The sequence below is a fragment of the Paenarthrobacter sp. YAF11_1 genome (assembly GCF_052113445.1).
Lineage (GTDB): Bacteria > Actinomycetota > Actinomycetes > Actinomycetales > Micrococcaceae > Arthrobacter.
Genome location: NZ_JBFRDF010000001.1, coordinates 829,501 through 844,299, shown reverse-complemented (window position 1 = coordinate 844,299; position 14,799 = coordinate 829,501). Strand labels below are relative to the sequence as shown.

Here is a 14,799-nt window from a genome sequence, read left to right as displayed (position 1 = left end):
GGCAGCACCTTCACGGCCAAGGACGGCAGCTGGTGGTTCAACCTGCGCCCATCCAACACCGAACCCTTCCTCCGCCTGAACGCCGAAGCCAAGGACCAGCCCACCATGGAAAAGATCCGCGACCGCGTCCTCGCACTGGTCCGGGCATAAAGGGAGTACCTTAGCTTCGTACATACGCTTGCATGCGAGAAGAAGGGGTCGGTGTTCTTACTCCGGCCCCTTTTTCCTGACCAGGCTGTATTGTCACAGTGCGTAGCGCGGAAGTTGAGTGGCAAGTGGCCTGCTCGCATCGGCATAAACTGGTAGGCATGAGTTCTCCCGCGCCGTTCGATCCCTCCCGCCGGAATCTCCAAAGATACGAGCGTGATATTCACTCGTTCAAGAGCGCGGAGGATTTCCTTGGTAGTGAACCTACAGCGGGCATCATCGAGATCGAGGGCCCGCAGCCATTGGAGATGCTTTACGTTCCCACTGGCGGCCGCACTACCGTGGTGACATTCCACCCGGAACTCTCCAAGGCTGCTACCCCGCTGCCACTGTTCCACGGGCGAAAGCTAACCTCGGACAATAACGTCAACAAAATTTTCGTTTCGGATCCAGGTTTATACGCGAGCGACGATGTCCGAGCAGCATGGTTTTCCGGCACCGCTGAGCTACCGCTACAGGAGATACTTCCGGCGATTCTCAGTAAACTGATCGGTGCCGCTGGCGGCGAGCGTACGCTCTTCTGGGGACAATCAGCCGGCGGTTTCGCCGCCCTCTACTATTCGAGGTTCTTCCCAGACTCCCTAGCCATTCCAATCAATCCTCAGACCAACCTGGCGAAGTTTGGTTACTTGAACCAGCGCAGGTACACGCGTGCGGCCTTCGGGGCTACAACTCCACAAGAGCACGACGCAGTCTTCGCCCGGGCGATCTGTTCGGACTTAAGGCTGCACTACGCAGGCAAGCTAGAGAACTACGTTTTGTATGTCCAGAACAGTATCGACACGCACGTGGACAACCACATGACCCCTTTCATCGAATCTCTGAAGACAACGAAGCGACTCCGGACAGTCCTGAGCTCCGACTGGGGTGTGGGACACAGGCACCCGCCCGCGGAGGAGACGCGCAATCTAATTTCGTCGATGACGGCTCCTGAAATTGATTGGCGAACCTATTTTCTGGACTGACATTTTCATGTTCCAAGACTTGGCATTTGAAATCTGCTATCGGTGCGCACGTCAGGAACCTGCCCACGGGGACATTGTTGAAGACACGGCGGCTTGCCAAATAAGAAGAACTCAGGCTCGTAGCGAATTTGCACTAGTTCCACGATGCGAGAAGGCACTGTCTCGCCGAACCGGTCTCTGCCCTTTCCAGCCCAACGTAAGGAACTTCAGACTTGTATCAAATTGAGAACGTATCGCGGCCCTATGTGTGGGGTTCAATGACGGCGATCGCCGACTTGCTCGGTCGTCCCGCCCCAGGCGGACCGGAAGCAGAACTGTGGATCGGTGCTCATCCGGATTCACCTTCCCTGGCACTCCATTCCAACGGCGCGAAACAGCCCTTGGACGAGTTGATTGAATCCAACCCGCTGCACTTCCTGGGCGCCGAGAGCCTCGCCGCGTTCGGTCCCCGGCTGCCGTTCCTTACAAAGATCTTGGCCGCCGATCAGCCCCTCTCGCTGCAAGTACACCCCAGTCTGGAGCAGGCACGCGAAGGGTATGCACGTGAAAACTCGGCAGGTTTAGCAGCCGATTCCTTGGAACGAAACTACCGCGACGATAACCACAAGCCCGAGATGATTTTCGCGCTTACCCCTTTCCGAGCACTGTGTGGCTTCAGACCTGTGCCAATTGCCAAGAGCATCTTTCAACACCTTGCCACCATTTTGGATCCAACAGCCCAAGGTGTTCCGCCCATCATGACCAGTGTTATCGCGGACCTGAGCAACACCGACGAATCTTTGGCGCTCAAAGCTGCGTTTACACGCTTGATCGAGGGCGGTAAGAAGTCATCGGACGCCGTGTTTGAGATCGTGGCCATGCTGCGAGGAGGCGCACTGCGTGAACCACACGAGGAAGCACTCACTGCGCTGATAGAGATCAATGATGCGTTCCCCGGAGATCCAGGGGTGCTCATCTCGTTGCTCCTTAACCATCTGTCCCTTCAACCGGGTGAAGCTGTGTATCTTCCGGCCGGTAACATCCATGCCTATCTCCACGGCTTGGGCGTCGAGGTTATGGCTTCCTCGGACAATGTGCTGCGCGGGGGTCTCACTCCGAAGCATGTGGATGTCCCCGAGTTGCTGAGTACGGTTCGTTTCGAATCCCTCGGCGTGCCAAGCGTGATTGCCGACGGGAGAGGACATGGACAAGAACTCTACCGTCCTCCGTTCGCGGAGTTTCAGCTCCAGCGCATCGAACTGAGCCCAACCGATGAACCCGTGGCCTTGGCGCAAAACGGCCCAGTCGTCGTCTTGGTCGTTTCCGGCTCGGTGGTTCTAGAATCTGCCACCGATCACCTCAGTTTGGAGCGCGGCGCTGCTGCATTCATCGCCAGTGCCGAAAAGCCCGTGCAAGTCAGTCCGATTCAGGGGAGGCCGGAAAGCAGCGTGGCTTTTGCTGTGACTACGGGACTAGGGCGATAGGCGCAGATTTTCACTAACAGCGTCCAACAGTCACGGGGTTTCGTAGTGTAGACAGACATGTACACATAGTCTCTCGAAGGAATGGATGCCATTCCCGGCGTTTTACCTTCGCTCGTCGGCTGGTTCGATTTGCACGCCCAGAAATGACAATGTCTTTGACGTCGTGGACTGCGGTGGCTGAAAGTAAACGGCGGCCTCGTCGGCGTAAAGCTGTGTTGCGTATCAAATCCCCAAAAGTGCCCTCGCTATTTCCGGGTACCCTCACCCTAAGCGCGGAGAGGAAGGTTGCGATGGGTAGATCAACTCATCAGGGTTCCCAAGACCGACCTGATGTGTGTTGATCAATTCGGCTTCTGCGCGGTGTCTTGATCCAAGCCACCGATGTACAAGCCATACGCGACGCCTTGCTCGGAGAAGGTCAGGCGGTGAATGCTCCCGGCGTTGTACCCAGAACGCGCCGGAAATGCCGGGTGAGGTGCGACTGATCATGGAAGCCTGCCTCTACTGCTGCAACAGAAGCCGGGCGGCCGTCGAGAAGCAGGCGCCGGGCGCGGTCCACGCGGCGCCCCGTGACGTAGCGGTAGGGGGCGATGCCGTAAGCCTTGGAGAAAGCGCGCACCAAGTGGCTCGGGTGCGCACCCAGTAATTGAGCCGCTTCGGCAATGGTGAAGGATTCAAAGAGGCGGTCATCCAGCATCTCCCGCAACTGGCGGGCCACGGAAGCGTCCCGCGAAGGCGACGAGTTCATCCCTTGGGTTTGGACGGGACGTTGTCTCACCTCCCGAGCAGTTCCTCGGTGTCGAACCACAGGCAGGCCTCCCATTCCGGGCGGCCCGCCTGTGGGCCCACTTACGCCACGACCCTCGAAATGTACCGGTCAGAACTCGTGAACACGCGCTTGGGTCGAGAAGAGCAGTCAAGTCTTGACGTGGCACTTGCATTTTGCAAGTATGGGCCGCATGAGCCTATTTATTACATGCCCAGTTGAGAATGTCGAGCGCGCGACAGCCTTCTATACCGCCCTTGGTTGGACCCTCAATACCGAGATGTCCGATCACAATGTGTCATGCTTCGCGATAGCCCCCGAGCAGTACGTCATGCTCGGCAGTCGTGAGATGTACGCCAGCGTCGGCGGCGCCGAGGAGCTGGTCGGCGGACCCGACACCCCTTCGAAAGTCACGGTCTCATTCGACCTCGGCAGCCGCGAAGCGGTGGACGAACTCATCGAACGCGCTGGCGCCGCCGGCGGACGGATCGGTGACACCGACGACTACCCCTTCATGTACCAGCGCCAATTCGATGACCCTGATGGCTACCACTACTCGCCGTTTTGGATGAAGCCGGACGCCCAGCCGACCGCGTGAGCAGCCTTGCCGCGGCCCTCGACGTCGTCGGACCACGGTGGGCATTGCTTATCGTGGAGCGGCTGCTCGACGGGCCACAGCGGTATGGCGATCTGCAGCGCGACCTCGGAGTACCGACCAACATCCTCGCCACCCGCCTGCGCGAGCTCGAGGCCGCCGGCGTACTCTCCCGACTGCCACTCCGACATAACACCCGGGCCTACGCGCTGACCGATAAAGGGCTCGCCTTACGCGAGGCGATCGTCGCGCTGGAACGCTGGGGCGGCGGGCAATGGCCTGGGGGAGCCCCGGAAACCTGAGCTTCCAGACACAGTTATAGGAACCCTGGGATCTCTTTCTCGATGAGATGAAGCCGTCTTTGTGCGTCTACGAGCCGGCCGGCAGCGATCCGGTATCCCGGGCGCCTTCAACCCTAAGTGTGAAAAGGGAAGCTGCGATGGGCACAGCAATCCATCCCCGGGATTCAGCCATTAGTCGACCCCTTCGGCCGGACATTGACCCGCAGCTGTGGCGCTTAGGCGGTGAATGCTCCCGGCGTTGTACCCAGAACGCGCCGGAAATGCCGGGTGAGGTGCGACTGATCATGGAAGCCTGCCTCTACTGCTGCAACAGAAGCCGGGCGGCCGTCGAGAAGCAGGCGTCGGGCGCGGTCCACGCGGCGCCCCGTGACGTAGCGGTAGGGGGCGATGCCGTAAGCCTTGGAAAATGCGCGCACCAAGTGGCTCGGGTGCGTACCCAGTAATTGAGCCGCTTCGGCAATGGTGAAGGATTCAAAAAGGCGGTCATCCAGCATCTCCCGCAACTGGCGGACCAGGGGAGCGTCCCGCGCCGGCGACGACGGCGTTCCCAAGTGTGAACGCACGGATTCCCGGAGAGCCAGGACGCCGCATTCGGCCTCCATGGCATCCGCCGGTGAGGTAAGCGCCGTGTGGATGCCGGTCACGGTTGCCACCGTCTGTGGATCCAGCAGTAGTGGTTGCGCCACTGCCGCCCCCGTTGCCTTGGCCGGCAGCCAGTCCTCGCTCAGATACAGGACCCGCTTACGGAATGATTCACCCCCGACGGCGGATCGACCGTCGTGCGGGACATGCGGCGGCAGCAGGGTGATTGACGCGGGAACTGCCTGATGCTCTGTGCGGCCAAGGTCGTAAGTCACGGCACCTTTGTCGATCAGAAGGACGGTCCAATCCTCATGGGTATGGGACGGGTAGCTGTGATCCTCAAACGTCGCATGGAGTACCTCGCGCACGTAGGGCACGGCCGGATGCCATGCATGCACTGAGTTACCCATGCAAGAAATGTACAAGACCAGCATTCCTGCCTGCAGCCATGCTGGGGTTCATGCAAGAAAACTCCGCAGCAGTCATTGATGCCCCTACCGCAACCACCCTTCGCTTCGACACCAAAGTAGTGGTGGTCCTTGGCGACGATCTTCTGCCGTGGCAAGAGCTCAACGTGACGGCCTTCCTTATGAGTGCCATTGCCACCAGTGCACCCGGCCTGACAGGAGGGCCCTACCAGGACCGGGATGGCAACAGTTACCTTCCTATGCTTCGTCAGCCCGTTTTGGTGCTCACCGCCGGACGGGAACTCCTGGCAGCAGCTCGGGAACGGGCGATTTCCCGCGAGATTCCTACCGCCGTATACACCCGCGACCTTTTTTCAACCGGCCACGACGAAGCCAATCGCGCAGCGGTGGCCGCCGTCGCTGCACGGGAGCTGGATCTGGTGGGGATTGCCCTTCGCGGACCCAAGAACGTTGTTGACCGGATCGTCAAGGGCGCACGAATGCATGGGTGAAACGTGCAGCGCCCGGCAATGACCTCAATGGAAAGTGATGATCGACCATGACCAATTCAGTGAGCAACATCAATACCGCCCTCGACTCGATCTCGGACCACTGGCAGCCCCACCGGCTGACAAGTATCAACAACTACGACGTAAAAGTGGTGAAGATCCGGGGAGAATTTGTTTGGCATACGCATCCGGATACCGACGAACTATTCATGGTCATCAGCGGCAATCTCACCATTCAACTGCGCGACGGCGATGTGGAGCTCGGGCCGAACGACATTTACGTGGTCCCCAAAGGAACCGAGCACTGCCCCAAGGCTGAAAACGAAGTCCATGCACTGCTCTTCGAACCAAAAGGCACAGTCAACACAGGTGACGCTGGTGGTGACATGACTGCCGTGCTGCGCGAGCTGGGCTGAAAGTCTGAGGCCATCTGCCGGAGGGTCTGGCGGTTTGACTGGTTGCTTCCGCGGAAGCTGTCACAAACCGCGGTTCGTACACCAGCAAGCCGGGAGTCAGCTTACAATTCCTTGGGGGTCAACTGGTGGTCTCCAGTTGCCCGCGATCTGCCGCTCAGGGTTGGTCGCGACGTCCCAAGGATGCCCCCTGATGGTTAAAGACTCCCGAAATCGGTCCCTGAGAGCTGCAGGTCTTGCGCTCACTACTCTCCTGATCGGCGGTGGCCTGGCCGTCCAGCCGGCCGCAGCAGACACCCTGGATATCGTTCCCGCGGGGCCGCAGGTGCTGGAGCCGACCCCCGAATCTCCCACAGATCAGTTCATTGTGGGGATGAAGGACGCCACGGTCCAGTCCGCCGATAAAGCAGTACGCGATGTTGCCGGCCAAGCGGCCAGCACGCTTGGTGCTTTGGCAGAGACCTCTCGACAGAATGCAACGGGTGGGCATGTCATCAAACTCGATAAGCCGCTTTCCGCTGCGGAGTCCGCGCTTTTCGTCAAAACGCTGCGCACCGATCCCGCCATTGCCTATGCGGAGCCGGATGACATCATGCATGCCACCGCGGATGCCACTGACCCCGGCTTCCCGGATCAGTGGAACCTGAAGGGTCCTGCCAGCATCAATGCTGCCGGCGCATGGGACTACGTCCAGGGCGAGAACGTTGTTGTCGCGGTGGTGGACAGCGGAATCACCCGGCACGAGGATTTGGACGGGAACGTCCTGCCTGGTTATGACATGATCTCCTACGCCGAGGATGCCCGGGACGGCGACGGCCGCGATCCGGACCCCACTGACCAAGGTGACTGGGAGCCGGCCGGTGTATGCGAGGTGGGAAGCCCCGCCCAAAATTCGTCGTGGCACGGCACCCACGTCGCCGGGATTGTCGCTGCGATTACCAACAACGGACAGGGCATCACGGGCGTTGCGCCTTATGCACAGATCCTGCCCGTTCGGGCCATGAGCTACTGCGGCGGATACACCTCTGACATCGCTGATTCCATCATCTGGGCCGCTGGCGGGACCGTTGCCGGAGCGCCGGTCAACCCCAACCCGGCCCGCGTGATCAACCTCAGCCTCGGCGGTATCAAGCCCTGCTCGGCGACCTACCAAAACGCCATTAATTTCGCCCGCAACGCCGGTGCCGTCGTCGTGGTTTCGGCAGGAAACTCCAACCGTCCCGCTGCCGATGCAAGCCCGGCCAACTGCGAAAACGTCATCACCGTGGCCGCCAGCAACGCTTCCGGCGGCCGCGCGCAGTACTCAAACTATGGCAGTGCAGTGGACGTCACAGCCCCTGGTGGCGACATGAGCCAGGCCGCCAAGAACGGGATCCTTTCTACCTTCAATTTCGGAAAAACAACCAGCGCCGGATCTGCCTACGCCTGGATGCAGGGAACCTCCATGGCGGCTCCTCAGGTGGCTGGGCTGGCAGCGTTGCTGATCTCGGCTGAGGGCAGCAGCCTCACACCGGCCCAGGTGGAGCAGCAATTGAAAGCCACTTCAAGGCCTCTTCCGGCAGGGTGCCCGGCTGGTTGTGGGGCCGGCCTTATTGATGCCAACAAGGCACTCAGCACGTACGGTGGGAAGCCCCCGGTCAACAGGAGAAAAATCACCGATTTCGACGGCGACTCCCGCAGCGACGTCCTGGCCCGTGACTCCAGCGGGCGGTTGTGGCTGTACGCGGGCGACGGCTACCGCGGTTGGCTTGCTGCCCGCCAAATTGGTTCGGGCTGGAATGGCATGACCGCTATTGAGGCTCCCGGTGACTTCGACGGCGACGGCAATGCCGACGTCCTGGCCCGCGACTCCAGTGGCCGATTGTGGCTGTACCCGGGCAACGGTTCCGGTGGTTGGCTTACTGCCCGCCAAATCGGCTCCGGCTGGAACGTCATGACTGCCATTGAAGCTCCCGGTGATTTCAACGGGGACTACAAGGCCGATGTTATTGCCCGTGACTCCGCGGGTGTCCTCTGGTTGTACCCGGGCAATGGCTCCGGTGGTTGGCTTCCTGCCCGTCAGATCGGTCAGGGCTGGAACGCCATGACCGCCATTGAGGGCGTTGGTGACTTCAACGGCGACGGCAAAGCCGACGTCGTGGCCCGCAACAGCTCCGGCGCACTCCTGCTCTACCCGGGCAATGGTTCCGGTGGTTGGCTCCCGGTCGGTCAGATCGGTCAAGGCTGGAACATCATGACCGCCATCGAATCTCCTGGCGACTTCAACGGGGACGGCACCGTGGACCTCTTGGGCCGCGCCAGCAACGGTGACCTGGTTCTCTACGGCGGCAACGGTTCGGGCGGCTGGATCTATGCCACTCAAGTGGGATCCGGTTGGAACATCATGACGGCCATCCTCTAAGACAGCTCGCCGTAAATCAGTGCGCCGCGATGGTGCGGGTTCCGCTCCCTCCCAGCTTTCCGTGGGTAGAGTAGAGGCCTGAACATCGCCGGATTGCACTGTAAACGGAGAATCAATTGTCAGCTTGGCTAGAACTCGGTCCCAACAACTACGTCCTGGAAACCGAGGGGTCCTTACTGAACACCGGGCTCGTAGTGGGCTCTGAACTCGCTATGGTCATCGACACCGGTTGCGGCCCCCGCCAAGGCCGGGAGATTCTCGCAGCAGTGCGCGAAAAGACCCAGCTTCCGCTGGTGGTTGTGAACACCCATGCCCACTACGACCACTACTTCGGCAACGCCGTTTTTGCGGACGACGGCGTCACGGAGTTCTGGGCGCACGTCAATTGTGCGGCGGCTATTGAGAAAGACGCCGACAACCAGCGGCGCTTGGTGGCCACCAACGAACCTGAGATGGCAGCGGGGGAGGGTGACGCCGTCGACATCGTTGTTCCCAACGCAGTGGTCCATGACCAGCCCGTGCTGGTGGACCTCGGTGGGATCACTGCCACGCTCTTCTACCTTGGCCGTGCGCACACCGACGGCGACCTCCTGGTGGGCACCAGCACCACACTTTACGTTGGCGACTTGGTGGAGCAGGGCGCCCACCCGTCGTTTGAGGACTCGTACCCTGAAGAGTGGGCCGATGCCTTGCGGCACATCTCGGCCCTCCGCCACCGCTATGAATTCCTGGTTCCCGGTCACGGAAAACCTGCCAGTGACGAGTTCGTGAAGACCATGGCAGACACCATGGGTACGGCAGTCCGGCAAGCTACGCAGTCCATCAGGGACATGCCATCAGACGCAACCAAGGCAATCCCGGTCCTTCCCTATGGCCCTGAACAGTCCCGATGGTTCATCAAGAGGCTTCAGGAAACCAACGCCCAGGGGCGGTCATCGTTGGGAACCCCTGACTTTGGACCGGGAAAAACAGGTTCGTACCCTTCCTAACAAGGTTCCTTACAAATTCATCATCTTGTTTACTCCCAGCCATGGACTATTGGGCAACTCCAGTCCTAGGATGAAGGCGACCATTCGGTTCGCGACTACCTGGGGGTGTCGAGATGAAGGGGACACGCGTCTTTCCGCGTGCTACCAACATTCTCCGCTCCGTCATGATCGCTGGAGCCGGAACGGCACTCTGGATGGCACTCTCCGCAACGGCTGCGAGTGCAGACACCGGAGTTGCGGATAACCACTCACTTCTTGGCGGAGTAACGCCCAGCGTCTCCTCTGCCGTGTCCACGGCAACCGGGACGGTCAGCGGCGCAACCGCCGCGTCAACCAAGACGGTGGGTGCGACGACCACAGGGGCCGCGAACGCCGTCGGATCCGTCGCAAAAGCTGTTGTTCCACAGGCCACGGCTCCCACCATCAGCGTTCCGGTTCCTAACGTGCCCCTGCCCGCACCGGCAAAATCCGTACTGCCTGCACAACCGGTTTCCGTTCCGGTTCCGGAATTGACGCCGATCGTGGAGCACGTCGCAGGAACGGTAGACGGCTTTGTCGGAACCGTGCCGGTCGTCAACCGGGTTGTCCCGGAGGATACTGTCGGAACCGTTCTGGAGGCAGCCGCTGTCCCCGTGACGGAAACCGTGGACCACACTGTCGCTGCAGTTGTTCCTCCGGTCAATGAGGCCCTGAAACCTGTTGCCCTGGAACCCGTCACCGACGCCACCAACCCCATAGTTCAGCCAATCATTGACGTGGTTGATGACGTCTTGCCGCCGGTCGGCTCGGTTCTTCCTCCGGTTCTGCCAACTGTGCCTGGAGGTCTCGGATCCTTACCTCCGGCAGCGCCGGCAGGAGATGTAACACCGGGCGTTGGCACTCTGCCAAGTTCCGGCGTCGTAAGTTCACAGCAGGGGACGAACCCGGCCGAAAGTGATGCAAAGGTACCTGCAGCGTCTGGAACCGTTCCAGCCACCCGTGCCATTGTTTCGGGCACTGCCACGATGGCGTCGCCGGTGCTGTCCATCTCCCGTGTGCTGGGTTCCGCAAGCTCAGAACACGCCGTCGGAGCTGGGTCAGCCCAGGAGCCAACGGATCCCGCAGGCCTTCCTGCCGGCCCTGGATCAGTGCCCGCCGGACTCGCAGGAACCGGCTCGGGTAACTCTCAGAATGGGCCACCTAGCCCCGCAGCAGCATTCCTGCACGGTGCTCTGATCATTCCCGCAGATTCCCTCACTGACCTGGAGACGGTCAGCGATGAACAACATCCGAAGCCGGTTTCATTCGATCCCGGCTCCTCTCCTGACTAGTTCCCCAGCCCCGCTGCGCAACAAGACGCAGCCGACGGCAATTCAGGCGATCCGCCAACGGACGCCTCTGGGAACAAAACCTTCAGGAGAAGATCACCATGAACACGACCCTATGCAAGTGCCTCATCGGCACATGCTTTGCCGGGGGCATGATTGTCCTCAGCGCAACCGCGGCCAATGCCGCGGACACCACGTCCGGCAAGGACGGACTCCTTTCGGGGACGCAGGTCATAGCGCCAGTAACAGCGCCGATTTCCACAAGCGCCACCTCACTGGGACTGTTGGGGGATTCAGCAGCTACGGCGTCAGCGCCGGGAACTGCTGGAGGTTCGGGCCATGCGCCTGCCGCCACCACCAATGGCTCCAACAGCATCGGCTCGGGGACGCAAGTAGTTGCCCCGGTCACGGTGCCCATAAACCTGGGCTCGTCGTCAGTGGGTCTGCTGGGGGGCTCCACTGTGGCGAGCCCAGCCACACCTGCCGCACCAGCAGCGGCAGCAAGTTCGACGCCGGCCGCCGGGACCAGCGGTTCCGGCGGCATCGCCTCGGGAACCCAGGTGGTAGCGCCGGTGACGGTGCCCATCACGGTAGGTTCGACGTCGGCCGGTGTTTTGGGGGACTCATCAGCCACCACTGCACCTGCGGTATCAGCTCCAGCAGCATCAGCTCCTGCACCGGCTCAAGCACCGGCGCAGGCAACAACGTCGGGGGGAGAGTCAATCGCATCCGGCGCTCAGGTAGTGGCTCCGATATCGGTCCCTGTTAACATCGGAGCCACTGCTGTGGGTGTAGCGGGGGATTCTGCAGCTACGTCCGGTTCTTCCGTGCCTGCTGCTCCAGCTGCTCCTGCTGGGACCTCTTCGGGTGCTTCCACCAGTGGTGCAGATGGTGTTGCCTCGGGCACGCAGATTGTTGCTCCGATCACGGCTCCGGTGAACCTGGGTGCCACCTCGGCTGGGGTGTTGGGTGATTCCTCGGCCACGAACACCGGTACCAGCGGGGGCACTGCCCCTGCCGGCACGACAGGTGGCAGCACCACTTCCGGCAATGGCGGTATTCTCTCGGGCACGCAACTGATCATTCCGATTACCGCACCGGTCACCGTAGGGTCCACCTCGGTAGGTGTGGGGAGCGGCTCGACAGGAACGGTGAACCCGCCGGTTGTTACCCATCCGGTGGTGAACCCGCCGGTTGTCACCCCTCCCGTGGTGAACCCGCCGACCGTCAACCCACCCGCTGGTGGCGGCCTTGATGCTGGCGGCAACATCCCCGCTGCTGGCATCAGTGCAGACATCATCAATGCAGGAGTCGGCACCCAAGCCGGCACCGTTGCATCTCTTGGTTCTACTAAGGGTGCGATGACCTCGGCAGCCTCCACCGCCGTCGGGAGCTCAAGCGCGCTGGCCAACACGGGGCTGAACGGCAGCTTCATTCTCTGGGCAGGAGCCATGCTTTTGATGGGTATGCTCTTGGCCGCGGGTAGCCGCCGGAAGGCAGCAGCCAACCGTCGGTAATCCGCGCAAGCAATCCCGCTTCGCGTGTACTTGTTGCGGCTCCGGATACCGGAGCCGCAACAACTGCGGACCGCACTAGTGCGCGGGTGCGCATTGCACAACGTAATGGTGGCCCCGACGGCAGCTACCGCAGTCCTAGGATGAAAGGGATGACCAAGACCCAGACGAATCAAGCGTTCAGCCTTCGCAGCGTAGCTTTGCCGGCCTTCGGCCCTGCTCTGCTGTTCTGTATCGGTGAAGGGGCGGTTCTTCCGGTCATCGCGCTCTCGGCGCGTGATCTCGGAGCGTCCGTGGCAGTTTCCGCGCTGATCGTAACGCTGATCGGGCTGGGATCCTGGATCTTCAACATTCCGGCGTCGATCATCACGGAGAAGTTCGGCGAACGATGGTCGATCGTCGGGGCCGGCGCCTTGGGCGCAATCGCGCTGGGTGCGGCAGCGTTCGCACCGCAAATGGAGCACGGGCTCTGGTTGCTTGCGGCTTCGATGACGTTGGTGGGCATGTCAGCCAGCGTCTTCAACCTTGCCCGGCAGAAGTTCCTCACAGAAGCAGTCCCGGTTCTCTATCGCGCACGGGCACTGTCCACACTGGGCGGCGTGACCAGGATCGGTATCTTCATCGGGCCGTTCCTTGGGGCCGGTGTCATGCAGTTTGCGGGCATCAGCGGCGCGTACTGGGTGGGCTTTGCGGGCATGATGGCGGCCGCGGCTTTGTCGTTGACCATCCCGGATCTGGTGGCTCCGGATGCGTCCGACGGCGGAACTCGCCCTCCGGCGTCCACGCTGCGGAGCGTCGCGGCTTCCCATGCGGGCGTGTTCCTGACCGTAGGTTTCGGGATTCTGTTGTTGAGCGCTTTGCGTGCCTCGCGTCAGGTGGTCATCCCGTTGTGGGCGGATCACCTGGGACTCGACGCCACGCATGCCTCGCTGTTGTTTGGCCTGTCCGGCGCAATCGACATGCTGGTGTTCTACCCTGCCGGAAAACTCATGGACAGGAAGGGCCGGCAGTGGGTGGCCATCCCGTCCACGGTGATCATGGGCTCGGCTTTGATCCTGATTCCGTTCACTGCCGGTTTTGTGCCGTTGCTCCTGGTTGCGCTGTTGATCGGGTTCGGCAACGGCATCAGTTCAGGACTCATTATGACGCTGGGTGCCGACTTCTCGCCGGACAACGGCCGGAGCCACTTCCTGGGCATCTGGCGTTTCATCGCTGACTCGGGCGCAACCGGGGGACCGGTGCTGCTCTCCGGGCTGACGGCCGCCATCTCACTGTCCGCAGGGGTCTGGGCCACGGGCGTACTGGGCTTCGCGGCGGCAGTGGTGTTCGCCGTCGCGATTCCCAGATTAAAGCACCGGCGGAATTACTGAGGGGTGCCAACAATGTTCGGGATTCTGGGCTGTCGGGCCGCCGCGGCTAGACTACCGTGGTGCCAGAAAACCCAGCTGCCGAAACCCCGACGCCATCCAGGTTCACGGACCTTCACACCTTCCTGTCCGCTGACGAGGTTCCTGCAGGGCTGATCGAGATCCAGCATCAGGGCTTGCCGCTTGAAATCCTGAACGTACCCGCCGACTCCGATACCACCTTGGTGTGCTTCCACGGAGCGGCCGAGAAAGACGTCCGACTCCCGTGGTTCCTGGGGCAGGGAGTTACTGCCGGCCTGCCCGCCAACCGCATCTTTATCTCAGATCCCAGCCTCCGCAAATCCACTGACTTCAATTTGGGTTGGTACGCGGGATCGAAGGAGCAGCCGGACCTTCAAGAAACACTGGCAGACGTTATCCGGCGCGTTGTGAGGGAGACCGGGGGGTACAACCTGGTGTTCTTCGGCAGTTCAGCCGGCGGATACGCCAGCCTTGCTCTATCCAGGTTCTTCCCCACTTCACTGGCGGTCGCGGTGAACCCGCAGACGTCAATTTCCCGTTTCTATCCCGGTGCGGTGGAGCGCTACATGAAGTACGCCTGGGAGATGGACGGCAAGGACATGTCCGAATTGCCGGCCACCGTGGCTCATAACCTGATTCCGGCGTACTCCGCTGGTTTCAGTCACACTGTGGCCCTCATCCAGAACGCCAAGGACTGGTTCCATATCCAGAAACACCAGCTGCCATTTGTTGATGTAGTTGGCGACTCAGACAACCTCTTCATGCTGATGGACCGATGGGGACCCGACACAGGTGATGGGCACATCCCGCCACCCAAAGAACTGATCAGGGCGTGCTTCGAAGAGCTTGCTACGTGTCGCGGCGACTGGCGGGCAGGACTCGCTGCTTCTGGTTTCCAGGCGGAGACTACCCGTCAGGACGTGAAACGACGCGTGCTGGATACCGCTCCGGCACCGGCCTCTTCCGACACCTAGGCCCTGCCCTAAACCCA

Annotated in this window: 14 protein-coding genes and 1 pseudogene; 13 read left to right on the top strand and 2 right to left on the bottom strand. The window is 61.2% G+C overall.

Features of this window, described 5'->3' with window-relative positions; translation table 11 throughout:
- The 3 genes and pseudogenes from manB to manA form a co-directional block, all read left to right on the top strand.
- A pseudogene (gene manB, locus AB4Y77_RS04095) lies at window positions 1-150 on the top strand (phosphomannomutase/phosphoglucomutase); the annotation flags it as partial.
- Window positions 151-308: 158 nt separating this feature from the next.
- Window positions 309-1,172 carry a hypothetical protein gene (locus tag AB4Y77_RS04090; RefSeq protein WP_442013035.1) on the top strand — a complete coding sequence of 288 codons (864 nt, stop codon included), beginning with the start codon at window positions 309-311 and terminating at the stop codon, window positions 1,170-1,172.
- A gap of 212 nt (window positions 1,173-1,384) precedes the next feature.
- On the top strand, window positions 1,385-2,635 hold the full coding sequence (manA, locus tag AB4Y77_RS04085) for a mannose-6-phosphate isomerase, class I (RefSeq protein ID WP_442013034.1): 1,251 nt from the start codon (window positions 1,385-1,387) through the stop codon (window positions 2,633-2,635).
- A gap of 418 nt (window positions 2,636-3,053) precedes the next feature.
- Here the strand turns inward: manA and AB4Y77_RS04080 are convergent, their stop codons facing one another.
- On the bottom strand, window positions 3,054-3,413 hold the full coding sequence (locus AB4Y77_RS04080) for a helix-turn-helix transcriptional regulator (RefSeq protein ID WP_442013033.1): 360 nt from the start codon (window positions 3,411-3,413) through the stop codon (window positions 3,054-3,056).
- 181 nt (window positions 3,414-3,594) lie between these two features.
- Here AB4Y77_RS04080 and AB4Y77_RS04075 point away from each other — a divergent pair, with 181 nt between their 5' ends.
- Both AB4Y77_RS04075 and AB4Y77_RS04070 read left to right on the top strand, forming a co-directional pair.
- The gene (locus AB4Y77_RS04075; RefSeq protein WP_442013060.1) at window positions 3,595-3,999 is read left to right on the top strand and encodes a VOC family protein; all 405 of its coding nucleotides are present in this window, start codon (window positions 3,595-3,597) and stop codon (window positions 3,997-3,999) included.
- Window positions 3,996-4,298 (top strand): winged helix-turn-helix transcriptional regulator, encoded by a 303-nt coding sequence (locus tag AB4Y77_RS04070; protein ID WP_442013032.1) that lies wholly within the window; start codon window positions 3,996-3,998, stop codon window positions 4,296-4,298. Before AB4Y77_RS04075 ends, AB4Y77_RS04070 begins: the two co-directional genes overlap by 4 nt.
- Before the next feature lie 215 nt (window positions 4,299-4,513).
- Here AB4Y77_RS04070 and AB4Y77_RS04065 read toward each other — a convergent pair whose 3' ends face one another.
- Window positions 4,514-5,290: an AraC family transcriptional regulator gene (locus tag AB4Y77_RS04065; protein ID WP_442013031.1), complete on the bottom strand. Its 777-nt coding sequence runs from the start codon at window positions 5,288-5,290 to the stop codon at window positions 4,514-4,516.
- Window positions 5,291-5,328: 38 nt separating this feature from the next.
- Between AB4Y77_RS04065 and AB4Y77_RS04060 the strand changes: the two genes are divergently transcribed.
- The 8 genes from AB4Y77_RS04060 to AB4Y77_RS04025 all read left to right on the top strand — a co-directional run bounded on the left by AB4Y77_RS04060 (window position 5,329) and on the right by AB4Y77_RS04025 (window position 14,782).
- Window positions 5,329-5,799 (top strand): DUF2000 family protein, encoded by a 471-nt coding sequence (locus tag AB4Y77_RS04060; protein ID WP_442013030.1) that lies wholly within the window; start codon window positions 5,329-5,331, stop codon window positions 5,797-5,799.
- Between the two features lie 47 nt (window positions 5,800-5,846).
- Window positions 5,847-6,212 (top strand): cupin domain-containing protein, encoded by a 366-nt coding sequence (locus AB4Y77_RS04055; protein WP_311213774.1) that lies wholly within the window; start codon window positions 5,847-5,849, stop codon window positions 6,210-6,212.
- Between the two features lie 190 nt (window positions 6,213-6,402).
- A complete protein-coding gene (locus tag AB4Y77_RS04050) occupies window positions 6,403-8,610 on the top strand; it encodes a S8 family serine peptidase (protein ID WP_442013029.1) in 2,208 nt (735 codons plus the stop codon).
- 116 nt (window positions 8,611-8,726) lie between these two features.
- The gene (locus AB4Y77_RS04045) at window positions 8,727-9,599 is read left to right on the top strand and encodes an MBL fold metallo-hydrolase (protein ID WP_442013028.1); all 873 of its coding nucleotides are present in this window, start codon (window positions 8,727-8,729) and stop codon (window positions 9,597-9,599) included.
- A gap of 113 nt (window positions 9,600-9,712) precedes the next feature.
- Window positions 9,713-10,909: a hypothetical protein gene (locus AB4Y77_RS04040; RefSeq protein WP_442013027.1), complete on the top strand. Its 1,197-nt coding sequence runs from the start codon at window positions 9,713-9,715 to the stop codon at window positions 10,907-10,909.
- 98 nt (window positions 10,910-11,007) lie between these two features.
- On the top strand, window positions 11,008-12,423 hold the full coding sequence (locus AB4Y77_RS04035; RefSeq protein WP_442013026.1) for a cell wall anchor protein: 1,416 nt from the start codon (window positions 11,008-11,010) through the stop codon (window positions 12,421-12,423).
- 149 nt (window positions 12,424-12,572) lie between these two features.
- Window positions 12,573-13,790, top strand: a complete 1,218-nt coding sequence (locus AB4Y77_RS04030) for an MFS transporter (RefSeq protein ID WP_311213769.1) — start codon at window positions 12,573-12,575, stop codon at window positions 13,788-13,790.
- A 59-nt stretch (window positions 13,791-13,849) separates the two neighbouring features.
- Complete coding sequence (locus AB4Y77_RS04025; protein WP_442013025.1) at window positions 13,850-14,782, top strand: hypothetical protein; 933 nt, start codon at window positions 13,850-13,852, stop codon at window positions 14,780-14,782.
- The last annotated feature ends 17 nt before the right edge of the window (window positions 14,783-14,799 follow it).